Origin of the sequence: Paraburkholderia sp. RAU6.4a (assembly GCF_050435625.1) — a bacterium.
Classification (GTDB): domain Bacteria; phylum Pseudomonadota; class Gammaproteobacteria; order Burkholderiales; family Burkholderiaceae; genus Paraburkholderia; species Paraburkholderia tuberum.
In genome coordinates, this window is sequence record NZ_JBNDKQ010000002.1 from 3,973,359 (window position 1) to 3,993,091 (window position 19,733).

The window sequence follows — 19,733 nt, forward strand, 5'->3', positions numbered from 1 at the left end:
AGGCGTCACGGCAACGTGACGCTTTTTTTTGTTGTTATGGGAGCACAACAAAGTTTGCGGGAAGTAAGGGGGAGCGGTTCAGATACAACAAAGTCTGCGGCGACGCGTATTTTTATTGTGCAATGCGCCAATTTTAATGGTGATAGATTGGTGCTCTGCCTCGGCGATGCAAACCGGAGCACTTTGTCTCAACGCCGAGATCACGAGCGCGAATGCGGATTTCCACGAGTGGTTCAACCAAGTCATACGCTTGGGGCGCCTCAATTGCGCTATCGCGCAATTGCTTGAGAACTCCAGAGGAAAGGTCCGTGCAGAGGTGGCGGTTCGTGTCGCTGCCTTCAGGGTCAGCCATCCGTAAGTGACGGCATAGTCATCGGGGCTGCGAAGTATCTCGGATTTTATCCAAGACTGCCCTAACGCAGTCCTGTTGGGACGGTGGCGATGCGCGCGAGCGGCATTTTGGAGTGACAAAAGTTTGCCACCGAGCTCAGAATCATCTCCCGTGCTATTTCCAATAAGCGCTTCGATGTCATCCCAGAATCCCGCTGGGAGTTCCGGTTCTACATCGTCGTCCATATAGTTTTCATTAATTTTTGACGCGGCGAAAGCGGCGCGGAGGAACGCGTTCGCGTGGCCTTGTAGTTGCGAGAAGAATATCTTGATGGGGAAAGAGGTTGCCGCACGGCCAAGTATGGGCATAGTCGTCCCATTCTTGACCACTGACGGGATACGACTCGTTGAACAGCGCTGAAGCATCGATCGGGAATCCATACTCGGTTGATTTGAGTGCATTGAGCAAACCATCGCACAGCTCGGCAACCCGTTCCGGGGCGAAACTGCAGGCGGCCGCAAGTGCTGCACGGACAACGCGCGCGCTATTTTCCCCGTCGAGCGTAGTGCCGCTCAGAATTGCATCGTAGCCAGATAAATCGGGAGCATCAGCAGAGCGAACTGTGATATCGCACCGCGCGAGGTCGATATTCAGAAGTAGGTTCTGTGATGGGCGTGCGCTCTGACGCTCTCTCTTTTCCAGTTGGCGGAGGTAATCGATTGCCTCGTCGAATTTTCGCACTTCAGCAGCCACACAAGCAGATTCCCATTGGAACCTCGGGATTAGGTCGCTACTGTTCCAACCGCGCAACAATGCATATCGTTCCTCAGCCGGAGAGTCGGAGCATCGCAACTCGTTAAGGCTACGCTGAAAAAGGTCAACGCCGTTGGGCGGTAAGACGTTAAATGCGGATGAAACAACAGACCCTTGCGATGGCGGCCGATCAAGGCGCCGGATTCGAACAGTACCGTCGGCCAACCAAACGTGATGTGTTCCTTGAGACGATGGAGCAGATCGTACCGTGGACGCAGTTGTGCGAGGTTGTCGAGCCGCACTATCCGAAGGGGCAAGGCGGGCGCCCGCCAGTTGGCCTGGAGCGCATGCTGCGCATGCACTTTGTGCAGCACTGGTTCAACCTGGCGGATGAAGCCTGCGAGGAAGCGCTGCTGGACAGCACCGCATTGCGGCGATTCGTTGGGATTGACCTGGGGCGCGAGCGCGTTCCTGATGGCACGACGCTGTTGAAGTTTCGCCGGCTGCTGGAGCGCAACAAGCTCGGCGAGCAGTTGTTCGCCAAGGTCGGCGAGGTACTGCAAGGGCACGGCCTGAAGGTTGGCACCGGCACCATCGTGGATGCCACCATCATCGGTGCGCCCAGTTCCACGAAGAACGCGGACAAGACGCGAGACCCCGAAATGCATCAGACGAGGAAGGGCCAGCAGTGGTACTTCGGCATGAAGCTGCACATCGGCGTGGATAGTCAGACGGGGCTGGCACACAGCGCGGTAGTGACGGCTGCGAACGTGCATGACAAGCATCCGCTGCCGGCTCTGCTGCATGGCGCCGAGCGGCGTGTGTACGGTGACAGCGCGTATGCGAGCCAGAAGGAACTCATCGCCAGCAAGGCACCGCAAGCGAAGGACTTTACCAACCAGCGTGTGCGCAGGCGAAGTGGTGAGGTCGATGACACCAGACGCTCGAAGAACCGCAACAAGTCGAAGATACGTGCGCGGGTCGAGCACGTCTTTGCGGTGGTCAAGCGGCTGTGGGGCTTCGTCAAGGTGCGCTATCGCGGCCTGGCGAAGAACGCCACGCGCGCCTTCACCGCACTGGCGTTGAGCAACATCTACATGAGCCGCGAGCGGCTCATGGCACAGGTGCGTCCATGATGGGCCAAAGTGGGTCGAGAGACCCGCTTGCAAGGCCCTTCAGGACAAGAAAATCGAACCAATCGCGTCGCTGATCTCGCATTCCGACATTCAGCAGCAAACCGTCGCCGAAAACGGCGGCTTCTTCAGCGTAGCCTTAAGAACTTCTAGGCGAATGCGCTGACTGGTCGGGTGAAGAGAAAGGAGCCTCTCGATTTCTCGGCGCCTCTGCTCGCGATTTTCAGCGTCTCCAGGCCACAAACCACGTGCGCGTGCCTCGGCAGCCAAAAGCGGTACGGAATCAGCCGTCGTAACGACCTTAAGGCGCGCCCAAATCGCCTCCATGTGTGCACTACGATTTTTGTCACCATAGCGAGTACGAATCAACTCGCTCAGAAGGCCTACACCATCTGCGTCAAGTTCTTCGCCAAGCGACATGAGGCGATCGAATGCCTCTTCGTCGTGGCCAAGCATCCATTCACAGTACGCTACCTTCGATGCGATCCTCGGCTCAGCTGCATCGAGCTTGTAATAACCCAAGGCAGCCTGTTCATACTGATGTGATGTCAAGCAAGCGTCAGCAGCGCACTCAACTCCCCAATCTGGATTGGGTTGATGATGTATCCGGAGAAGTCGAAGATCGTGTATCGCAAGGACAGCAATCGCACTGGCACTTATCCGAACGTGCAGTTTACGTTCCTCGGTTTTACGTTTAGACCGAGAGGGGCATTGAGCAAACACCAGCGGCGATTTACTGGCTTTCTGCCAGCGGCGAGCAGCGATGCCTTAAAGCGGATGAGACAGCACGTGCGAAGTTGGCGAATACACCGACGAACATCGGCGACGCTGGATGAACCTGCGCAGCAATGCAACACGACGATACAAGGGTGGTGGAACTACTATGGGGCGTTCTACCGGGTGGCGATGCACAGCCTCTTCGGCTACATCGACCTATGGCTTATGCGGTGGGCTCGACGAAAGTACAGGAGGCTGCGGCAGCGCAAGCGACGTAGTGCGGAATGGCTACGCAAGATGAAGTTCGCCCACCTCAGGTTGTTTGTCCACTGGCGTATCGTTGGCGTATCGGTCGGATAACGGGAGCCGAATGAGTCGAGAGGCTCACGTTGGGTTCTGCGAGAGACTCGGGGTGCAACTCCCCGGGTCTACTCACCTCATAACAGCCAGCCACAATGATCCCGCCGATCACGCCGGTCTCGAGTGGGCATCCTTTTGTTTTCGGAATGTCCTATATTCGCGGCAAGTGATCCCGATCACCAACCTCGCTGCCGCGGCGGACCGTCCGGGCCGGTTGCGGAACGCGCACGCTGACCATTACTGAGTTCTCACGCTTGACCCCGGGCTTCGCTTTCGCGGTGCCGACCCTGTGAATCGATTGACGTTTTAAGTTTCGCTTAAGTTTCGATCTCTACGGTTACCCCTCCGAAGACACGGTCGCCCCGAAGGCATGCGGACAGATGTTGGGCAAGCGCACCGACAGCGGTATCCGAACAAGCCCGAGCTTCGCGACGCGTGCGTAGCGCGAATGAGCGTGGCGGGCGTGGCCATGCAAAGTTGGCATCGGGTCCGGCCTCTCTTCATTCGTGACGGCACGCGAGCCAAGTCGCCGTCGTTCAATATCACCGCTTCCCGCCGTTCCTTCATGAGTTTTCCCACATTCGAAGTGCCGGCAGCACGCACCGGCAAACTCCTGTTTTTCCGTTCGACCCCTTGCGTCCACGCGACGGATGCGCCGGCGCTTTGCTCGCCGCCACTCCCGCTGCCACGGACCGGTCGCGCCCGGCTCGCGCAGCAGGCAATACGTCCGGCAGATGTTTCGTGAGCGTCGGGACATGCGTGCGTGCATCCTGATCCTGGTTTTGTTCTCCTTATTCGCCGGTCCCGCGATGGCGCGCGCCCGTCATATCAAACGCGTCGTGGCGAAACCCGCGGTGCTCGCGCGCGCTGCGATGGTCGTCGATCTGACGACCGGGCGCGCGCTGTATATGAAGCACGCGGATCAGCGCCTCCCGATCGCGTCGTTGACCAAACTTCTGACCGCAATGGTGGTGATCGACTCGAAACGCTCGCTGGTCAAGCCGTCACGCATCACGGACGCCGATGTCGACCGCTTGAAGTGGTCGCGCTCGCGCCTGCCGGTCGGCTCGCTGCTGCTGCGTCGAACGATGCTGCATATCGCGCTGATGTCGTCGGAGAATCGCGCGGCATTTGCGCTGAGCCGTGATTATTCGGGCGGACGTGCCGGCTTTGTCAAAGCGATGAATCGCAAGGCGCGGCGTCTGCACATGACTCACAGCCATTTCGTCGATCCGACCGGACTGTCGCCGCAGAACGTATCGAGCGCGCGCGATCTGGTGAAACTCGCAAGCGCCGCGTACCGGTATCCGAAGATACAAGCGTATTCGACGTCCCATAGGCAAGTCGTTCTTGGCGGCGACGGCCCGCTGATGTATCACAACACCGATCCGCTCGTGCATCGCGCGTCATGGCACGTTGCGCTGCAAAAAACAGGCTTTACGAACGAGGCCGGTCATTGCCTGATCGTGATGACGCCGGTGAGCGGACACATGATGGTGATCGTGCTGCTCGGCGCTCCGAATCCGCCCGCGCACTTTCAGGACGCGATCGAGCTGCGGCGCTGGATCCGAACCATGCGCCACCGCTGAGCGCGCAACGCGCTGGGGCGTTGCGTCCGTCGCCGAGGTTGGGTTTCGCAACGCCCACCGTTGACTGATTTGCGCGGTTTTGCGCGGCGGCCTCACAGCTCGGGTCGGCGATCGAATCGTTATTCCAGCGGTGTGTCAATGAAACAAGTTTCGCGAGCTAGCGACGGCAGGTGGATTTTTGCCGCACGCCCGGATTGCGATGTTGTTGAAGGATCGAACGCTGGTCGCTGACTATGTTAGGTGCCTGAGGTTCGCAGCTTCGCGGTATCCGAATCTTCGATCGACCACGTGACGTTATCGGCTTCCCGGCGAGTGATGGCTAATTTGACAGAGCGTCAAGGAAAGAATGCGAGCGTCGGCTAGGACAACGGGCACGAGATCGGCGGCAGGCTATCGCATGAAGCAAGGTAAGCGATCCATTTTCGGCGTCTAGCCGCTGGGGACAGGAGCGAGGAGCATAGGTGTCCACCTATTCGGAGGTGGACACCTATGGCTGACAAAGATCCAGAGTTAAGAGTAGTTCGACGCAGCAGCGACGGTCGCCGTCGTTACGACGATAAAGGCAAGCGTGCGCTCGTTGAGGAAGCGCTGCGTTCTGGCGTGTCGGTTGCCCGCCTGGCGCAGGAGCACGGGATCAACGCCAACCTGCTACGCAAGTGGATCACGAAGTACCTGCTGGAGCGCGAGAAAGGCATCTCGCCGGCATCGCAGGATGATGCTACCGGCGAACAGGAACGTCCACATGCCCCGGAGGAAATCGTACTGGAGGGCGCGCTCGCGGTGATTGATGGCGCGCCCATTGACATCCCGGGTTCGCGCAAACGCTCCCCACCTGTCGCCTCGCCCACGGCATTCGTGCCTGTCGTTGCAGCACCACCAGCACGGCCAACCGCACCGCCGTCACCGTCACCGTCACCATCGCCATCGCTGACGCTCGCACTGCATGTGCGACTGTCCAACGGCGTCGAGTTTGATCTCGGCGAGGCGAGCATCGACGAACTGACCACCGTGGTCCAGATGCTGGGGAGGATGCCGTGTTCCGGTTCGACGAAGGCCTGAAGGTCTACCTGCATCGGGAACCCGTCGACTTCCGGTATGGCATGAACAGCCTGTCGATTCTCGTGGAGCAGGCCATGCATTTGAACCCGATGGATTCCTCGCTCTATGTGTTTACCAACCGGAGATGCGATCGCATCAAGATCCTGGGCTGGCAAGGCAACGGTTTCTGGCTCATGCTCAAGAGACTCGAGGCAAACGATCGCTTCGTGTGGCCTGACAGCGCGAACCGGGTCGCGACACTGAGCGTCGAGCAGCTGCACTGGCTTATCGAGGGCATCGACATTGCCGCAGTCCAGCGACATCCCAGTCGAGATTACGCACGCGTGAGCTGAACACGTCACCGGCGTGCCGGTCTAAGCGGTATGCCGATCAACGTGATCATCGACGCCGACGAACTCAAGGCACTGCTCGCGATGCGAGAGGCCTATGGTTCGCTTCAGCGCGATCATGAGGAGGTTCGCAGCGCACTGCGCCTCGTGACAGCTGAGCGCGATCTCGCCGAGGAACGACTGCGCGCTTACCGTCGCGAACTGTTTGGCGCGAAAAGCGAAGCGCGCGCCTCGGACCAGTTCGGCCTGTTCAACGAAGCCGAAGCGCTCGGCGCGAACGCCACTCCCGCGCAGGAAGATACCCCCGGAACCGAGGTCGCGGCCCACAAGCGCAAGAAGCGCGGCCACCGCAAGCCTCTCGATCCCAATCTGCCGCGTGATGTCGTGCGACACGAACTCCCTGAGGCAGAGCGCTTCTGCGATCACGACGGACACGCGCTCGTCGAGATCGGCGTCGAGATCAGTGAGCAGCTCAATGTCATTCCCGAGCAGTTGCGAGTCACCCAGCATCAGCGTATCAAGTACGCCTGCCCATGTTGCGATCTCGGCATCAAGGTTACGCCGGCACCGCCCCGTATCATCCCGCGTGGGCTGCTGAGTGAATCGGCGCTCGCGTGGATCGCCACCGGCAAGTACCAGTTCGGCATGCCGCTCTATCGCCTGGCCGGTCTGCTGCGTCGCTTCGGCGGCGACATCTCGTCGAACACGATTGCCGCGAGCATGGTCCGCGTCGGTCTTGCGACGCAACCCGTCATCAACCTGATGCGCGATGCGCTGCTCGATGCCGAACTGATCTACGGCGACGAGACGACGTTCCAGGTCCTGAAGGAGCAAGGGCGAAAGCCGCAAACGAAAAGCTATCTGTGGGCGCAGATGACCGGTTCGGGCATCCCCATCCGTTGCTTCACCTATACGCCTGGTCGTGGCGCCAGGCTGGCTGACAGGCTGTTTGCCGGTGTCCGTAAAGGTGCCGCCCTGATGACCGATGGATACGAACCCTACAACGGCATCGCTGAACAGTACCAGCTCGTGCACCTCGGATGCTGGACGCACGCAAGACGGTACTTTGTGAAGGCGGAAGACAATGTCCCCAAAGCAGCGCGCCCGCCCGATCTGCTCGCGACACGCTTCATCAGCCTGATCGGAAAACTGTTCGCGGCCGAAGCGCGAAGCCAGACGTGGACGGCTGGGCGACGACAGCGATTGCGGCGACGATACAGCGCGTGCGTACTCGATGTTATCGAAAAGCTGATGCTTGAGCACTCGCCTGGCGTCGTCCCCAACAGTCTGCTCGGCAAGGCGCTGACCTATCTGCACGGGCAGTGGCCGAAGCTGATCCGTTACGTTGAAGACGGCAACTGGCCCATATCGAACAACCCTTGCGAAAATTCCATTCGCCCGTTCTGCCTGGGACGCCGCGGCTGGTTGTTTGCTGACACCGTCGATGGCGCAAACGCGAGCGCCAATCTCTACTCACTGGTCGAAACCTGCAAGGCGAACAGCATTGATCCGTATCGCTATCTCACCTGGCTGTTACAGCGTCTCCCGCTGGCACAGACCGTCGACGACTACGACGCGCTCTTGCCCTGGAAGATGCCCATCGATCTCCGCTGACTGAGCCCTGTACCACATCTCATGAGAACCGCGCCCTTACTCTGAGGGGTGTCGTCAATGGATCGCGTACGAAGCAAGATATCTGCTGGTTGCAAGCGCGGTGATCGGGGGGAGGGCTAACGGTCATCGCCAACGCACCCAGTCCGGCCGAGATCATCCTTGTGCGAGGGGGATTTTCTGACGAATCCGTCAGTGCCCTCTGGCTGCTGGCCAGCCCCATTCTTCCGACCGCTACGGCGTGCGTAGCATTCGTTTTGCTGCAGACGCCTTGCCAATCGCGCTGACGCGCTCGGACAAGCATGACTACCAGTAAAGTCGTTAAAAGCTTCGGGTGCAACGGCAGCCAGCGTGCGGCGGATTCAACCGGTGGATGCAATAGTTTGCTGGAATCGTTCGGCGGGCGTCTCGTAGTCCAGTGTCTTTCTTGGACGCTCGTTCAGTCGTCTTGCCACAGCGTTGAGTTTGGCCTGCGAATACACTGACAGATCGGTACCTTTCGGGAAGTACTGCCTCAATAGTCCATTCGTGTTCTCATTCGACCCACGCTGCCAGGGATGTTGCGGGTCGCAGAAGTAGACGGCAATGTCGGTGGCGACGGTGAAGCGCTTGTGCCCGGCCATCTCCGTCCCCCGATCCCAGGTGAGCGACTTGTAGAGTTCCTGCGGTAACTTGCTGGCATGTTTGATGAGCGCATTGATGACCGTTTCGCTGTCCTTGCTGGCTATCTTCACCAGCATGACATAGCGTGTCTGGCGCTCGACGAGCGTCGCAATCTGGCTGCTGCCGCTACCGCACAGCAGATCACCTTCCCAGTGGCCCGGTACCGCGCGGTCTTCAACGCTAGCCGGGCGTTCGCTGATCGATACGGTGTCACGAATCCTGCCGTGATCCTCCGTCTTTAGCGTGTGATGGCGCGAACGGCGCATGGCCCGGGTGCGCCGCAGGTGCTCCAGCAACTCCTTCTTCAGGGCTCCACGGGCCTGTATGAAGAGAGAACGATAGATTGTCTCGTGGGACACGTGGTAGTCCTCGTTGTCTGGGTACGCGCGTCTGAGCCATCCGGCGATCTGCTGCGGTGACCACTGCAGTTGTAGCTTGGCTGCCACGATGTGCGCCAACATCCGGTGCTCAACCAGTTTACAGGCTTTGGGTCGCTGCGCGCGATCCCACGCGAGCTGATCGGCGTGGCTTGCCCGATAGCCGTCCGGGCCGCTGTTACGTTTGATCTCACGACAGATGGTGGAGGGAGCTCGCGAAAGTCGCATGGCGATTGACTGGATCGAATCGTCGGCCGCAAGTGCCCGTGAGATCTCTTCGCGCTCCTCCAGCGTCAATGCCAATCCCGATCGATGCCTTTGTGGTGGCTGGATTCCACCTGTCTCAGCCAGAATCCCCTGTACAGACGAGTGGTTCCGGTCAAAAAGCTGGGCGATCTTCTGGAGAGACTCTCCCTTCCGCCAACGTTCCCACATCAGCGCTTTCTGCTTCTCGCTGTAGTAAATCCGGCGTCGCTGTTTCATCTGCAACACTCCCACTGCTTGCGCAGTCTTCAGTGTGTTGCATCCACCGGTTGAATCCGCCTGCGCTTTATGGGCGTCGCTCTCTAGGCCTAAGTGAAAAGGAAACGACGTGCTTCTTCCAGACACCACAGGAAGCCGTGACAGGAATCCACACATACTTTTGTCGAAGCTTGGCGACTGCAGGCATATCTACCGTTGCATCGAGTGTTGCCGATTGCCCTGATTCTTGCGCGCCTCTCCCGGGCAATACTCTTGCGTGTAACGCATTGCCTGCCGAGACGATAATTGAATCGTAGCGCTGCCCGGTTCGAACCCATTGGTCGAACGCCGCGATGCAATTTACGACCGCTTCGCGAACATGGATGCGTCTGAGAAAGGCGTAGTCGGCTAGTGGTGAGGGTTTCGGTTGCGCATGAGCCAGGTGATAGGTCCAGCAACATACGACGAGAAAAAAAAGACTGGTGATGACCTTCATTCGGTAGCAAGCCCGCAGGGGGCACTTATCCATCGGGCAACAAACCGTGAGTATACACGCAGCCTTACTCATAAGTCAGGAATTTTGCGGACAAATGGACTATTCTTGAGCGATAGCTAATGAGAGCATTCGCCCATGAAACGAGATGGCCGCATCCTGGCTCACAACACGCTCGAAGAGATGCGTATTCTTGCAGTTCAGCGTATGGCTGAAGGCGAGCATCCAAATGATGTTGCTGCGTCATTTGGGATGCATCGCTCGTGGGCGTACAAGATCAGGGCGCAGGCGCGGGGGCGTGGTCATGGTGTGCGAGCGCTGCGATCGACCAAAGGCACGGGTCGCCCACGTACGCTCACTGCGACGCAGGAGCAACGGGTAATGCGCTGGGTTAATGGCAAGAATCCAATGCAGTACGGGTTTGATTTTGGTCTGTGGACGCGCAACCTGGTTCGTGAACTGGTACGACAGAGATTCGACGTCACGCTCAGTCTGGCTTCGATCGGCGCGATGCTCGCGCGTCTGAACCTGACGCCGCAAAAGCCGTTGCAGCGTGCTTATCAGCGTGACCCGGAAGCTATCGAGCGTTGGCAGCGAGACACCTATCCGAGCATTGCCAGGCAGGCTCGTGAGCAGAAGGCAGACATCTTCTTCTGGGACGAATCGGGCTTCCGTGCTGACTCGGTGCATGGCAGGACGTGGGCGCCGCGCGGTGAGACGCCGGTGGTCGAGCGGCCCGGCGAACGGCAAAGCATGAGCGCCGCGTCCGCTGTTAATTCGAAGGGTGCGTTTTGGTTTGCAACCTATGAAGGGGCACTTAGCGGTGAGCTGTTCGTGGAACTGCTCAGGAAGTTGATGTTCAACCGGAAAAGAGCGGTTCATCTGATCGTTGACGGATTGCCAGCACATAAGAAAGCCATCGTTAAGGACTATGTCGCCAGTACGCAGGGCAAGTTGACTTTGCATTTCCTGCCCGGTTACGCACCGGACCTGAATCCAGATGAACTGGTGTGGAGTCACGTCAAGCGCACCGGCGTCGCGCGGCGCCCACTTCGAAAAGGTGAAAAGTTGGGCTCAAAAATTCACGAGCAGCTTTCACAAATTCGCCGCGATCCGTGCCTTGTTCGCTCATTTTTTAGGCATCAATCTGTCCGCTATATTATTGACCTGTGAGTAAACCGGCTTTCTGCACGCTTTGCCCGAAGCGGGGATGCCCACGACAATTGCGCAGCAGTGCTGCGAGTCGGGATTGCCGGAGCGGAGCGATACTCGCATCACCGCCGAACGAGAAGGAACTGGATGCTTGCCGCGGCATTTGGATGCGCCATGCTCATATCGTGTTCACGAACGCATGATGTGTTTGAAGGTGCACCCATTTACTCGGGCGCGACTGAGCTGGACGTGTCATCCGTGGTCGAATGCATCACCGAACGCTGGAAGCGTAGCACGCGCAAATTGCACCGTTCGCGCTCCGGGGAGGGTGTGCGATTGCAAGGTAAGACTTTCTTTCGTGGCGTACCCGTTGGCGTGACGGTAGCTCGCGCAATGGGGCGCACTCGCGTGCAGTTCTTTCAGGAACGGTCGACAGATCACATCTATATGTCGTTTGTGAAAGGCTGTGGGGGTGTCCGGAATTTTGTGTAAACGGGTTGAGGTTTAACCCGGCACCAGCCGCTCTTCGAACTGGATCGTGAAGCGGTTCAGTGCGGCCTTCCAGTCGCGGATCGGCATCGTCCACTTCTTGCTGATGTTGTTCAGGGCCAGGTAAAACAGCTTGGTGACGGCCTCATCGGTCGGGAACGAGCTGCGGGTCTTGATCACCTTGCGCAGGCTCATGTTGATCGATTCTATGGCATTCGTGGTGTAGATCACCTTCCTGATCTCCGGTGGGTAATCGAAGAACGGAATCACACGTGCCCAGTTGCGTCGCCAGCTCTGTCCGATGGACGGATAGTCCTTGTCCCACCTGGCCTCGAAGGTGCCCAGCATCTGTTCGGCCATCTCGACGGTCGATGAAGTGTAAATCGTCTTCAGGTCGGCGGCGACTTCCTGCTGCATTTTCCACGGCACGAAGTTCAGGCTGTTGCGCACCATATGCACGATGCACAGTTGCACGGCCGCTTTTGGGTAGACCGCTTCAATGGCTTCAGGAAAGCCTTTAAGCCCGTCGACGCAGGCGATAAAGATGTCCTGCACGCCGCGCGTCTTCAGCTCAGTGACCACCTGCAGCCAGAACTTGGCCCCCTCGGTCTGGGCGATCCACAGTCCCAGGACTTCCTTGTGGCCGGCCATGTTCACGCCGATGGCCAGGTACACCGCCTTGGTCCGCACCGCGCCGCTGTCGCGCACTTTGACGTGAATGCAGTCGAGATAGACAATCGGATAAAGCGCGTCGAGCGCACGGGCCTGCCAGACCTTCACCTCATCACTGACGGCGTCGGTGACCGCCGAGATCAGCGTCGGCGAGACCTCCGTGCCGTACATTTCTTCCAGGTGCCCCTGGATCTCGCGCACGCTCAGGCCACGCGCATACAGCGAAATGATCTTGTCGTCGAAGCCCGTCCAGCGCGTCTGATGGCGCTCCACCAGCTTCGGCTCGAACGCCCCCTGACGGTCGCGCGGGATATTGAGCGGCAACTCGCCAAACTCCCCCTGCAGCGTCTTGGCGCTATGGCCATTACGGGTGTTGCCCGTGGCATTGGTCACCGTTTCGCTTTTGCCATGGCCCAGGTGTTCGGACATCTCCGTCTCTAACGCACGCTCCACCAGCATCTTGGTAAGCTGCTTGAGCAGGCCGTTCTCGCCTATCAGGTCTTCCGGCTTCTGGTAATTCGCCAGCAGGCTGTCTGCCAGCTTGACGAGTTCAGCATCGGGTTTCTCTCTTTTATTGCGTTTCGCTACGGTCATCTATGCTCCTGTTGCTGGCAGTCTCCTGCCAAATGACCGTTTACACAAAACTTTTTACACCCTCAAGGCTGTGTGCGGTAGAGATCGAGCGCAGAGGGGCTCGTGCTAGTATTTTGGAGATCCTAGGCTCCGATGCTTCCTCGTACTGCTCATGTTGGCGGTCGTTCCCGTCCAGGTGGTGAAGGTCATCTCCTCTGAAATCACTCAATGCGTTTCCGCTCCAGGTCCATCAATTTTTCGCCAATTTCGACTAGACCACATGTGCTGCCGCGTTGGCGTTCGCACGCGCTGGGAGCGGCTTTCTCATTGGGGTTTCTCGTCCTCGCTGCGCGAGCGGCGTGGGTGCAGGGGATCAACGATAGGTTTTATCAGAAGCAGGGGGAACTTCGACAGGTGCGCGAGTTCAGCATTCATGCGACGCGTGGACGCATTCTCGACCGCGACGGGAGAGCGCTGGCGGTCAGCCTTCCGACGCGCACGTTATGGCTGGATGCGGACGGTGCGGACACGGTTTCGTCCGACCAGGCATCTGCACTGGGTAAGTTGCTCGACATTGACGCGGACCGGATCGGCGCAATGGCGGCGTCCCACAAATCATTTGTCTACCTCAAGCGGCAGGTGCCCCTGGATGTTGCGCAGCGGGCGATGCTTCTCGATGTGCCGGGCGTTTATGCCCAACCAGATTACCGTCGCTACTATCCGGAAGGCAGCATTGTGGCGCATGTCACCGGTTTCGCTGGCGTCGACGGTAATGGTCTGGAGGGCATTGAAAAAGTCGATAATCGCCTACTGACCGGTCGCAATGGAAGTCGCCGCGTGCTGCGAAACGCCAGAGGGCAGGTCATCGAAACACTTGCGTTGCAACCACCCGTTGCTGGCGAGGACGTGCAGCTCACCATTGATCAGCCGATCCAGTATGCGACGTTCAAGGCGCTGGGTGACGCCGTTGAGCGCACCGATGCTCACTCAGGCTCGGCGATCGTTCTGGATGCACATACTGGCGAGATTCTCGCAATGGCAAACTGGCCGAGTTTCGATCCGAATACCCGCCGCGGCAGAGCGGGCGATGCTGTCCGCAACCACGCTGTCACCGATGTGTTCGAGCCGGGCTCGGTCATGAAGCCCCTGACGATCGCACTGGCGTTGCAACGCAATGAGGTATCGCCTCGCTCCGTGGTACCGACCAACGGTGGAAGGCTGCGACTCGACGGGGCCGTGATTCACGACGACAAGGACTTCGGCACTTTGACGGTTAGCGGCGTCCTGCAGAAGTCAAGCAACGTGGGCACGACAAAAATCGCGCTGCTGATGAAGCCACACGACATGTGGAACAACTTCCATGCTGTCGGGCTGGGTCGGGCGCCGCGCGCGGGGTTGCCGGGCGCGGCAACCGGCACGCTGCGTCCTTACCAGAACTGGCGGCGGATCGAGCAGGCAACGATGTCGTACGGCTACGGTCTGTCCGCATCGTTGCTGCAACTGGCGCAGATGTACACGGTATTCGGCAATGAAGGTCTGTTTGTACCCGCTACGATTCATCCGCGACATGGTATGCCGGCGCATGGTCGACGCGTTTATTCGCCACGCGTCGCGGCGGAAGTGCTCACCATGCTTGAGTCCGTGGTGTCCGAGGACGGTACAGCACCACAGGCAGCCGTACCGGGCTATACGGCCGCAGGCAAGACCGGAACCGCATATCGTTGGACCGCGCGCGGCTACGACCGCAGTCAGTATCGGGCGTCGTTCGTTGGGATTGTCCCGGCACAACATCCGAGGGTGATCATCGCGGTGTCGATCGACCGGCCCCACGTGGGCTCGCATTTCGGCGGCGCAGTCGCAGGACCTGCCTTCTCGGATATCGCGGCGAAGACCATGAATCTTCTGGGCGTGACGCCTGATGATCCTGGCGCACAATTTGTGCAGGACAATCCAGGGCCGGTCACATAGACGATATGCTCGAGATCGCGTCTCACGCGCTGTCGTTAGCGGTCGACGCCTGGCAATCCTTTTGTCGTAACTGGCCACCGCATACGGACCGTTTTCATTCTTCCTTGACGCCTGCTGCCCGACGGATAATCCAGCCAACCGTGAGCCCCTGACCCAGGATCGACGAAACGACCACACAGTACGTCAACGCGAGGACGATGTCGCGCCCCGGTCCAGGCTGAATCGATAGTGCCAGTGCAACGGAAATGCCACCACGCAGCCCGCCCCATGTAAGCACGCTCCACGCTCCTTTCGGTAGCCGGGACGCCCGCCCAAGAAGCATGACAGGCAGTCCCACCGACACCAGTCGCGCGAGCAGTGCGACCAGTGCCGCACCGGCGCCAGCGAGTAGTATCCTGCCGGGGAACTCGACGAGCAGAACCTCCATGCCAATCAATACAAAAAGAACGGCATTCAGAATCTCATCGATCAACTCCCAGAACATGTCCACGTATCGCCGGGTCGTCTCGGACATCGCATCGGCGCGGCCGCGGTTGCCGATCATCACGCCCGCAACCACCATGGCGAGTGGCCCGGAGACATGCAGATGATTAGCGAGCGCGTAGCCGCCGATCACCGATGCGAGCGTCATCAGGACTTCGACCTGGTAATGGTCGACGCTTTTGAGCAGCCGATATGTCAGATAGCCTACGACGCCGCCGAATAGCAGGCCGCCGCCGGCTTCCAGGATAAATGCAGCCAACCCCGTCTGGACGGATGGAGTGACGCCCGTGCTGGCCATCGTGAGCAGCAGAGAGAAAAGCACGACCCCGACGCCGTCGTTGAAGAGCGACTCTCCAGTAATGACCACCTTCAGGCCTTCGGGCGCGCCTGCGGACTTCAGGATGCCGATCACCGCGACGGGGTCCGTCGGCGAAATCAGGGCGCCGAACAGCAGGCAGAAGGGCAGCGCGAGTTCGACTCCGCAAAGGGGGAGCAGTTTCCACATCGCGAATCCGATCAGCAGCGTGGAGGTCGCCGTACTGAGCACAGCCAGACTGATGATCTGGGTCCGGAAAGCCTTCAGCTTGCGTAAATCCACATGCATCGCGCCGGCGAACAGCAAAAGCGACAGCATGCCTTGCAGAAGCACCTCACTGAAATTGATCGAATTGACGAGATGCTCTTCTGCAACGCGCAAACCGTGCGCGACGCCAAGCTTGTCCAGTCCAACGATCGCAAGGGAGAGTCCGAGCGCCGTTACCATGACGCCGATCGTCGTCGGAAGCCTCAGAAAGCGGTGATTCACATACGCCAGTAGCGCGGTGACGACCAGACAGATTGCAATGATATCGAGCATGCGGCGTGGTGGGGGATGAAGGTTCTGGGCTGGATTGAGCGGACCAGCGGCGCTGGATCATGTGATCGGATTCGCACGGGAAATCTATGTTGAATTTTCTGCATCCGGACTCCAGCCGTGCCTTGGGAAACGGGAGTATGCGCGGTTGCCAAACAGGTCATCCGGCAGACGCGTGGGGCAGCCAGGCGCCTGAAATCCTGTCCCAGGCATTAACCCAAACACGCTCAGGAACGGCCCGGGCGGTATTCGGAAGCGTTTATTGTGCCTCTCGAGTAGCCAATTCCGCGTGCGGTGCGAACGATGACCTCTTCGCACCGTCCTCCGCCTGTTGCCTGTTCACGACGTGGAGCGTGCGCGTCGGGAAAGCGAATTCAATACCCCGTCTACCCAATTGCGTCATCAACTCGAGATTGATTCCCTGCTGTATGTCCATGTACAGGTTGTAGGCGGGATCGGTGACGTAATACACGACTTCGAAATCGAGCGAGCTGTCGCCGAACCCCTTGAAGTGCGCACGATCAAAGCGGGTCTTTCCGGCGGATTCGACTGCCTTCTGTACCATGGCAGGAACGGCGCGCAATTGCTCGGGACTCGCATCGTATGTCACCCCGAAATTAAACAGAATGCGCCGCTCGGCCATTCGCTTGTAGTTGTGAATCGTGTTTTTCAGCAGTTCGGTATTGCTGCAAACGATCTGTTCTCCACTCAGACTCCGGATGCGCGTGGTCTTGAGTCCGATGTGCTCGATGCTCCCGGCAATCTCACCGAAGACGATGAAGTCGCCAATCTCGAATGGCTTGTCGAGTCCGATGGCCAGCGATGCGAAAAGATCACTCAGAATGCTTTGTACCGCGAGTGCGACGGCAACACCACCCACACCCAGGCTCGCGACAAACGCGGTGATGTTCACGCCCATGTTGGCGAGCACCGCCAGCATAAGAACGGACCACAGCAGCGCGCGCAACGTCCACGACAGCATGGTCGTGATGACCGGATTGTGGGCGAGCCTCTCTGTCGCTTCCAGCCGCCTCTCGGTCCATAGCGTCACGCCACGGTTTATCCACAGGGCCAGCTGAAAACCGATGATGAGAAACCAGAGATGGCCAAGACGGGCGTCCCACCTGTCCGGCAATGTCAGAAACTTCGTGCCGACCAGCGCTGCTGCCGCGAGTAGCGTAAGCCGGTGCGTGCCTTCAATGACCTGAACCAGCATATCGTCGAGACGGGTTGACGTTCGTTGGGACAGCATCGAAAGGCGCGTGATGGCGAACTTCAGCAGATAGATCAACGCCAGGTAGCTGACGATGGTCGCGATCGCCGCATAGACCCACTCGCTGGCAGGGATACCCAGAAACGCGTTCAGGTCGAGCCACTTTTTCATCGATTTTCCTCTCCAATTGATTCCGCGTGACGGAACTCAAAGACGTGAGCGGTGTAAGCGCTCGTACCAGTCTGTCAGGCCTCCAGGAAGATAGTTCCCCAATTAGCTCGAGTCGGTGGCGTGGATGCGCATTCCCCGTTGACTCGATCTGGCGCGGCCCGGGCGCTCGTCCGGCTCACCTCTTCAGAAATCCAGTGTCGTGCATTTCCTGAGAAACTCGATGCGTTCAGGCTGGTTTGGCCAGCACGACGAAGCCGTTGTACTCGTCAAGCTGCTCTCGCCGCTCAGCCATGTCGGTCTCCATCGTCAAGTATGCGGAACCGCCGTGCGCGGCTCAGTCCCAGTTTTCGTCGCACCATTTGATAGCCCACGCTTTCGCGCAAGATATGGCATCGGCCTCGTCGGCGAACGAATCGATATCACCTGAATCATGCGTTTCGACGCGGTCTTCCGCGTCGCCCGGTCCTCGACTGATTCTGGCTCTCGCAACGTAGCGACCATCGTTAGCGCGGTGCGCCCGGCAATCGATGTGAAATGTTCCGTAGTTGTACTGCATCGCGGCACCTCAACATTCGTTTGTTACATCAGTTGTCACGCAATCAGTCTGATGAGTTATCGTCAGAAGTGGTGTATGGGGATGAGGCGGGGATTTGAGAAGGCGGTGGCGGTTAGCTGAGAATGTTGCTTGTCGAGAGTAACGAACCAGCGAACCGGAATCCACCACCATGAAGAAGCTTACGGAAGAAACGAACGACGGTAAAGCAGCAGCAGGCGTCGGCAGCCTTGATGAGCTGATCCAGCAAGGCGCGCGACAGATCATCCAGCAAGCGATCGAGGCAGAATTGGCGACATTGCTCGAACAGTACGGGAACGTGAAGACGCTCGACGGCCGGCGCGCCGTAGTGCGCAACGGCTATCTGCCGGCGCGTGAGGTCGTCACGGCGATCGGTCCGGTTCCGGTCAAGGTACCGAAGGTACGCGACCGCTCAGGCTCGGGAGTGAAGTTCAATTCGAACATTGTGCCGCCATACATCCGCAAGTCACCACGTGTGTCGGCGGCATTGCCGTGGCTCTATCTGCGCGGCGTATCGACCGGCAACATGAGTGAGGCGCTCAGCGTGCTCCTGGGTGAACAGGCTAAAGGGCTTTCACCGAACGTGGTCAGCCGCCTGAAGGCGCAATGGGCCGAGGAGCACCTGCTATGGAACCGGCGTGACCTGTCAGGCGCGCGCTGGTTTTACTGGTGGGCCGACGGCATTCATACCGGACTGCGCACTGACGATTCTGACGGCCAGTGCCTGCTGGTCATCATCGGCGTGAAGCCGGATGGAACGAAGGAGCGCGTGGCGATCGCCGACGGCTATCACGAATCGAAGGACGCATGGCGCGACGTGTTGCTTGATCTGTGCCGGATCGGGAGACTCTGACGGCGACGGTTCGCATCCTGAAAGCGGCCCGCGAAAAGAACCGGCCCGAGTAGGTGTGAAAAGTGGGGAGATTCTGCATCGGCAAGAATTTCCCCTATTTTTCTGGACTCCAAGCCTTAGCCCACCTTATATCGGAACCACTTCCGATCGCCTTGATTGGCGAGGTGGGGCGTCACGGCATCAAATGCTCGGCCCGAACGGTGAGCCCTGCATGAAGCAAGTCGAAATCGACCGCAAACCGGTACGCATCCTTCTTAGCGCCCAACTCGGGTATCACGCCATGCCAGAAGAGTGTCGCCGGCCGATCGACAAGTTCTGGGAGCCAGCACGGCGCCTCGTCTTGCTTCACTGCCAGACGCAGAGGCACCGTTGCCTCTCCGGCCGAGAACTTCTTTCTGCTTTTCACTAGAATCCACTGCTTCCATCTCTCTACAGTCGCGGCGCCGAAAATGATCTGTCGGTAGGGATCAAGCGAGTTTACGTCGTCAGAAGCCCCACCAAGGAATCTAAAGGAACTCTTGTAGGTCAGTTCCTGATTGCCAATTGTCAGTGCTCGTTGGTCTCGTTCTTTTGGCGCAATCCGGATCCAGGCGTCAACAACTTCTTCCAGCGTGCCCGGGTATAGCGCTGAAATATGTCGCACCGCCCGGGACAGCTGCAAGAGTTCTTCTTTTGTTGGGGCGCGGGACTTTTGCTTTAGCGCAGGCTGTGGCCCCAGCAGGTTGGGTATTGGCTTCTCCCTGACTTGCACAGGTTTGCACTTCGGTGCACCGGGAATTATGGAGGACTCTGACGAAGGCGCCTCATCCGGACATCCGCTGACGTGTCTGGGGCGAGCGGCGAAATATGTATTTT

General features: G+C 58.9%; 19 protein-coding genes and 1 pseudogene. 10 read left to right on the forward strand and 10 right to left on the reverse strand.

The genetic code is table 11. The features are described from left to right. Nucleotides 1-78: 78 nt before the first annotated feature. Together OKW40_RS23155 and OKW40_RS23160 are read right to left on the reverse strand one after the other, a co-directional pair. The gene (locus OKW40_RS23155) at nucleotides 79-576 is read right to left on the reverse strand and encodes a hypothetical protein (RefSeq protein WP_184062043.1); all 498 of its coding nucleotides are present in this window, start codon (nucleotides 574-576) and stop codon (nucleotides 79-81) included. A gap of 10 nt (nucleotides 577-586) precedes the next feature. Beyond that, nucleotides 587-1,084, reverse strand: a complete 498-nt coding sequence (locus OKW40_RS23160) for a hypothetical protein (protein ID WP_429491684.1) — start codon at nucleotides 1,082-1,084, stop codon at nucleotides 587-589. A 158-nt stretch (nucleotides 1,085-1,242) separates the two neighbouring features. Here OKW40_RS23160 and OKW40_RS23165 point away from each other — a divergent pair, with 158 nt between their 5' ends. Then, nucleotides 1,243-2,220, forward strand: coding sequence for an IS5 family transposase (locus tag OKW40_RS23165; RefSeq protein WP_184002781.1), 978 nt, complete (start codon nucleotides 1,243-1,245; stop codon nucleotides 2,218-2,220). Between the two features lie 90 nt (nucleotides 2,221-2,310). Here OKW40_RS23165 and OKW40_RS23170 read toward each other — a convergent pair whose 3' ends face one another. Beyond that, nucleotides 2,311-2,739: a hypothetical protein gene (locus OKW40_RS23170; RefSeq protein ID WP_429491686.1), complete on the reverse strand. Its 429-nt coding sequence runs from the start codon at nucleotides 2,737-2,739 to the stop codon at nucleotides 2,311-2,313. A gap of 255 nt (nucleotides 2,740-2,994) precedes the next feature. On the opposite strand from OKW40_RS23170, the gene OKW40_RS23175 reads away from it, so the two are divergent. The 6 genes from OKW40_RS23175 (at nucleotide 2,995) to OKW40_RS23200 (ending at nucleotide 8,169) form a co-directional block, all read left to right on the forward strand. After that, a complete protein-coding gene (locus OKW40_RS23175) occupies nucleotides 2,995-3,294 on the forward strand; it encodes a group II intron maturase-specific domain-containing protein (RefSeq protein WP_429492039.1) in 300 nt (99 codons plus the stop codon). A gap of 839 nt (nucleotides 3,295-4,133) precedes the next feature. Beyond that, nucleotides 4,134-4,883 (forward strand): peptidase S11, encoded by a 750-nt coding sequence (locus OKW40_RS23180; protein WP_429491688.1) that lies wholly within the window; start codon nucleotides 4,134-4,136, stop codon nucleotides 4,881-4,883. 489 nt (nucleotides 4,884-5,372) lie between these two features. Next, nucleotides 5,373-5,942 (forward strand): transposase, encoded by a 570-nt coding sequence (locus OKW40_RS23185; RefSeq protein WP_429491690.1) that lies wholly within the window; start codon nucleotides 5,373-5,375, stop codon nucleotides 5,940-5,942. After that, on the forward strand, nucleotides 5,918-6,274 hold the full coding sequence (gene tnpB / locus OKW40_RS23190; RefSeq protein WP_090812353.1) for an IS66 family insertion sequence element accessory protein TnpB: 357 nt from the start codon (nucleotides 5,918-5,920) through the stop codon (nucleotides 6,272-6,274). The genes OKW40_RS23185 and tnpB overlap by 25 nt, the downstream gene beginning before the upstream one ends. Nucleotides 6,275-6,304: 30 nt before the next feature. Continuing rightward, nucleotides 6,305-7,885 (forward strand): IS66 family transposase, encoded by a 1,581-nt coding sequence (gene tnpC, locus OKW40_RS23195; protein WP_429488555.1) that lies wholly within the window; start codon nucleotides 6,305-6,307, stop codon nucleotides 7,883-7,885. 161 nt (nucleotides 7,886-8,046) lie between these two features. Further along, entirely contained in the window at nucleotides 8,047-8,169 is a 123-nt protein-coding gene (locus OKW40_RS23200) for a hypothetical protein (RefSeq protein ID WP_311734824.1), read from the forward strand. A gap of 75 nt (nucleotides 8,170-8,244) precedes the next feature. On the opposite strand, the gene OKW40_RS23205 is transcribed toward OKW40_RS23200, so the two are convergent. Together OKW40_RS23205 and OKW40_RS23210 are read right to left on the reverse strand one after the other, a co-directional pair. Continuing rightward, nucleotides 8,245-9,405 (reverse strand): IS30 family transposase, encoded by a 1,161-nt coding sequence (locus tag OKW40_RS23205; RefSeq protein WP_429488392.1) that lies wholly within the window; start codon nucleotides 9,403-9,405, stop codon nucleotides 8,245-8,247. Nucleotides 9,406-9,472: 67 nt separating this feature from the next. Then, the gene (locus OKW40_RS23210) at nucleotides 9,473-9,952 is read right to left on the reverse strand and encodes a BspC domain-containing protein (RefSeq protein WP_429491692.1); all 480 of its coding nucleotides are present in this window, start codon (nucleotides 9,950-9,952) and stop codon (nucleotides 9,473-9,475) included. A 63-nt stretch (nucleotides 9,953-10,015) separates the two neighbouring features. Between OKW40_RS23210 and OKW40_RS23215 the strand changes: the two genes are divergently transcribed. Beyond that, a complete protein-coding gene (locus OKW40_RS23215; protein WP_429488503.1) occupies nucleotides 10,016-11,050 on the forward strand; it encodes an IS630 family transposase in 1,035 nt (344 codons plus the stop codon). A gap of 483 nt (nucleotides 11,051-11,533) precedes the next feature. On the opposite strand, the gene OKW40_RS23220 is transcribed toward OKW40_RS23215, so the two are convergent. After that, the gene (locus tag OKW40_RS23220) at nucleotides 11,534-12,784 is read right to left on the reverse strand and encodes an IS256 family transposase (RefSeq protein WP_429491694.1); all 1,251 of its coding nucleotides are present in this window, start codon (nucleotides 12,782-12,784) and stop codon (nucleotides 11,534-11,536) included. Between the two features lie 342 nt (nucleotides 12,785-13,126). Between OKW40_RS23220 and OKW40_RS23225 the strand changes: the two genes are divergently transcribed. After that, nucleotides 13,127-14,731, forward strand: coding sequence for a peptidoglycan D,D-transpeptidase FtsI family protein (locus tag OKW40_RS23225; protein ID WP_429491696.1), 1,605 nt, complete (start codon nucleotides 13,127-13,129; stop codon nucleotides 14,729-14,731). Between the two features lie 94 nt (nucleotides 14,732-14,825). On the opposite strand, the gene OKW40_RS23230 is transcribed toward OKW40_RS23225, so the two are convergent. From OKW40_RS23230 to OKW40_RS23240, 3 genes are all read right to left on the reverse strand, one after another. Beyond that, on the reverse strand, nucleotides 14,826-16,070 hold the full coding sequence (locus OKW40_RS23230) for a cation:proton antiporter (RefSeq protein WP_187618878.1): 1,245 nt from the start codon (nucleotides 16,068-16,070) through the stop codon (nucleotides 14,826-14,828). A 256-nt stretch (nucleotides 16,071-16,326) separates the two neighbouring features. Continuing rightward, nucleotides 16,327-17,451 carry a mechanosensitive ion channel family protein gene (locus OKW40_RS23235; RefSeq protein ID WP_429491698.1) on the reverse strand — a complete coding sequence of 375 codons (1,125 nt, stop codon included), beginning with the start codon at nucleotides 17,449-17,451 and terminating at the stop codon, nucleotides 16,327-16,329. Nucleotides 17,452-17,785: 334 nt separating this feature from the next. Continuing rightward, nucleotides 17,786-18,007, reverse strand: a complete 222-nt coding sequence (locus tag OKW40_RS23240; RefSeq protein ID WP_184062038.1) for a hypothetical protein — start codon at nucleotides 18,005-18,007, stop codon at nucleotides 17,786-17,788. Between the two features lie 169 nt (nucleotides 18,008-18,176). Here OKW40_RS23240 and OKW40_RS23245 point away from each other — a divergent pair. Continuing rightward, nucleotides 18,177-18,857: pseudogene (locus OKW40_RS23245) on the forward strand (transposase); the annotation flags it as partial. A 193-nt stretch (nucleotides 18,858-19,050) separates the two neighbouring features. Here the strand turns inward: OKW40_RS23245 and OKW40_RS23250 are convergent. Then, complete coding sequence (locus OKW40_RS23250; RefSeq protein ID WP_429491700.1) at nucleotides 19,051-19,539, reverse strand: hypothetical protein; 489 nt, start codon at nucleotides 19,537-19,539, stop codon at nucleotides 19,051-19,053. Nucleotides 19,540-19,733: the final 194 nt, after the last annotated feature.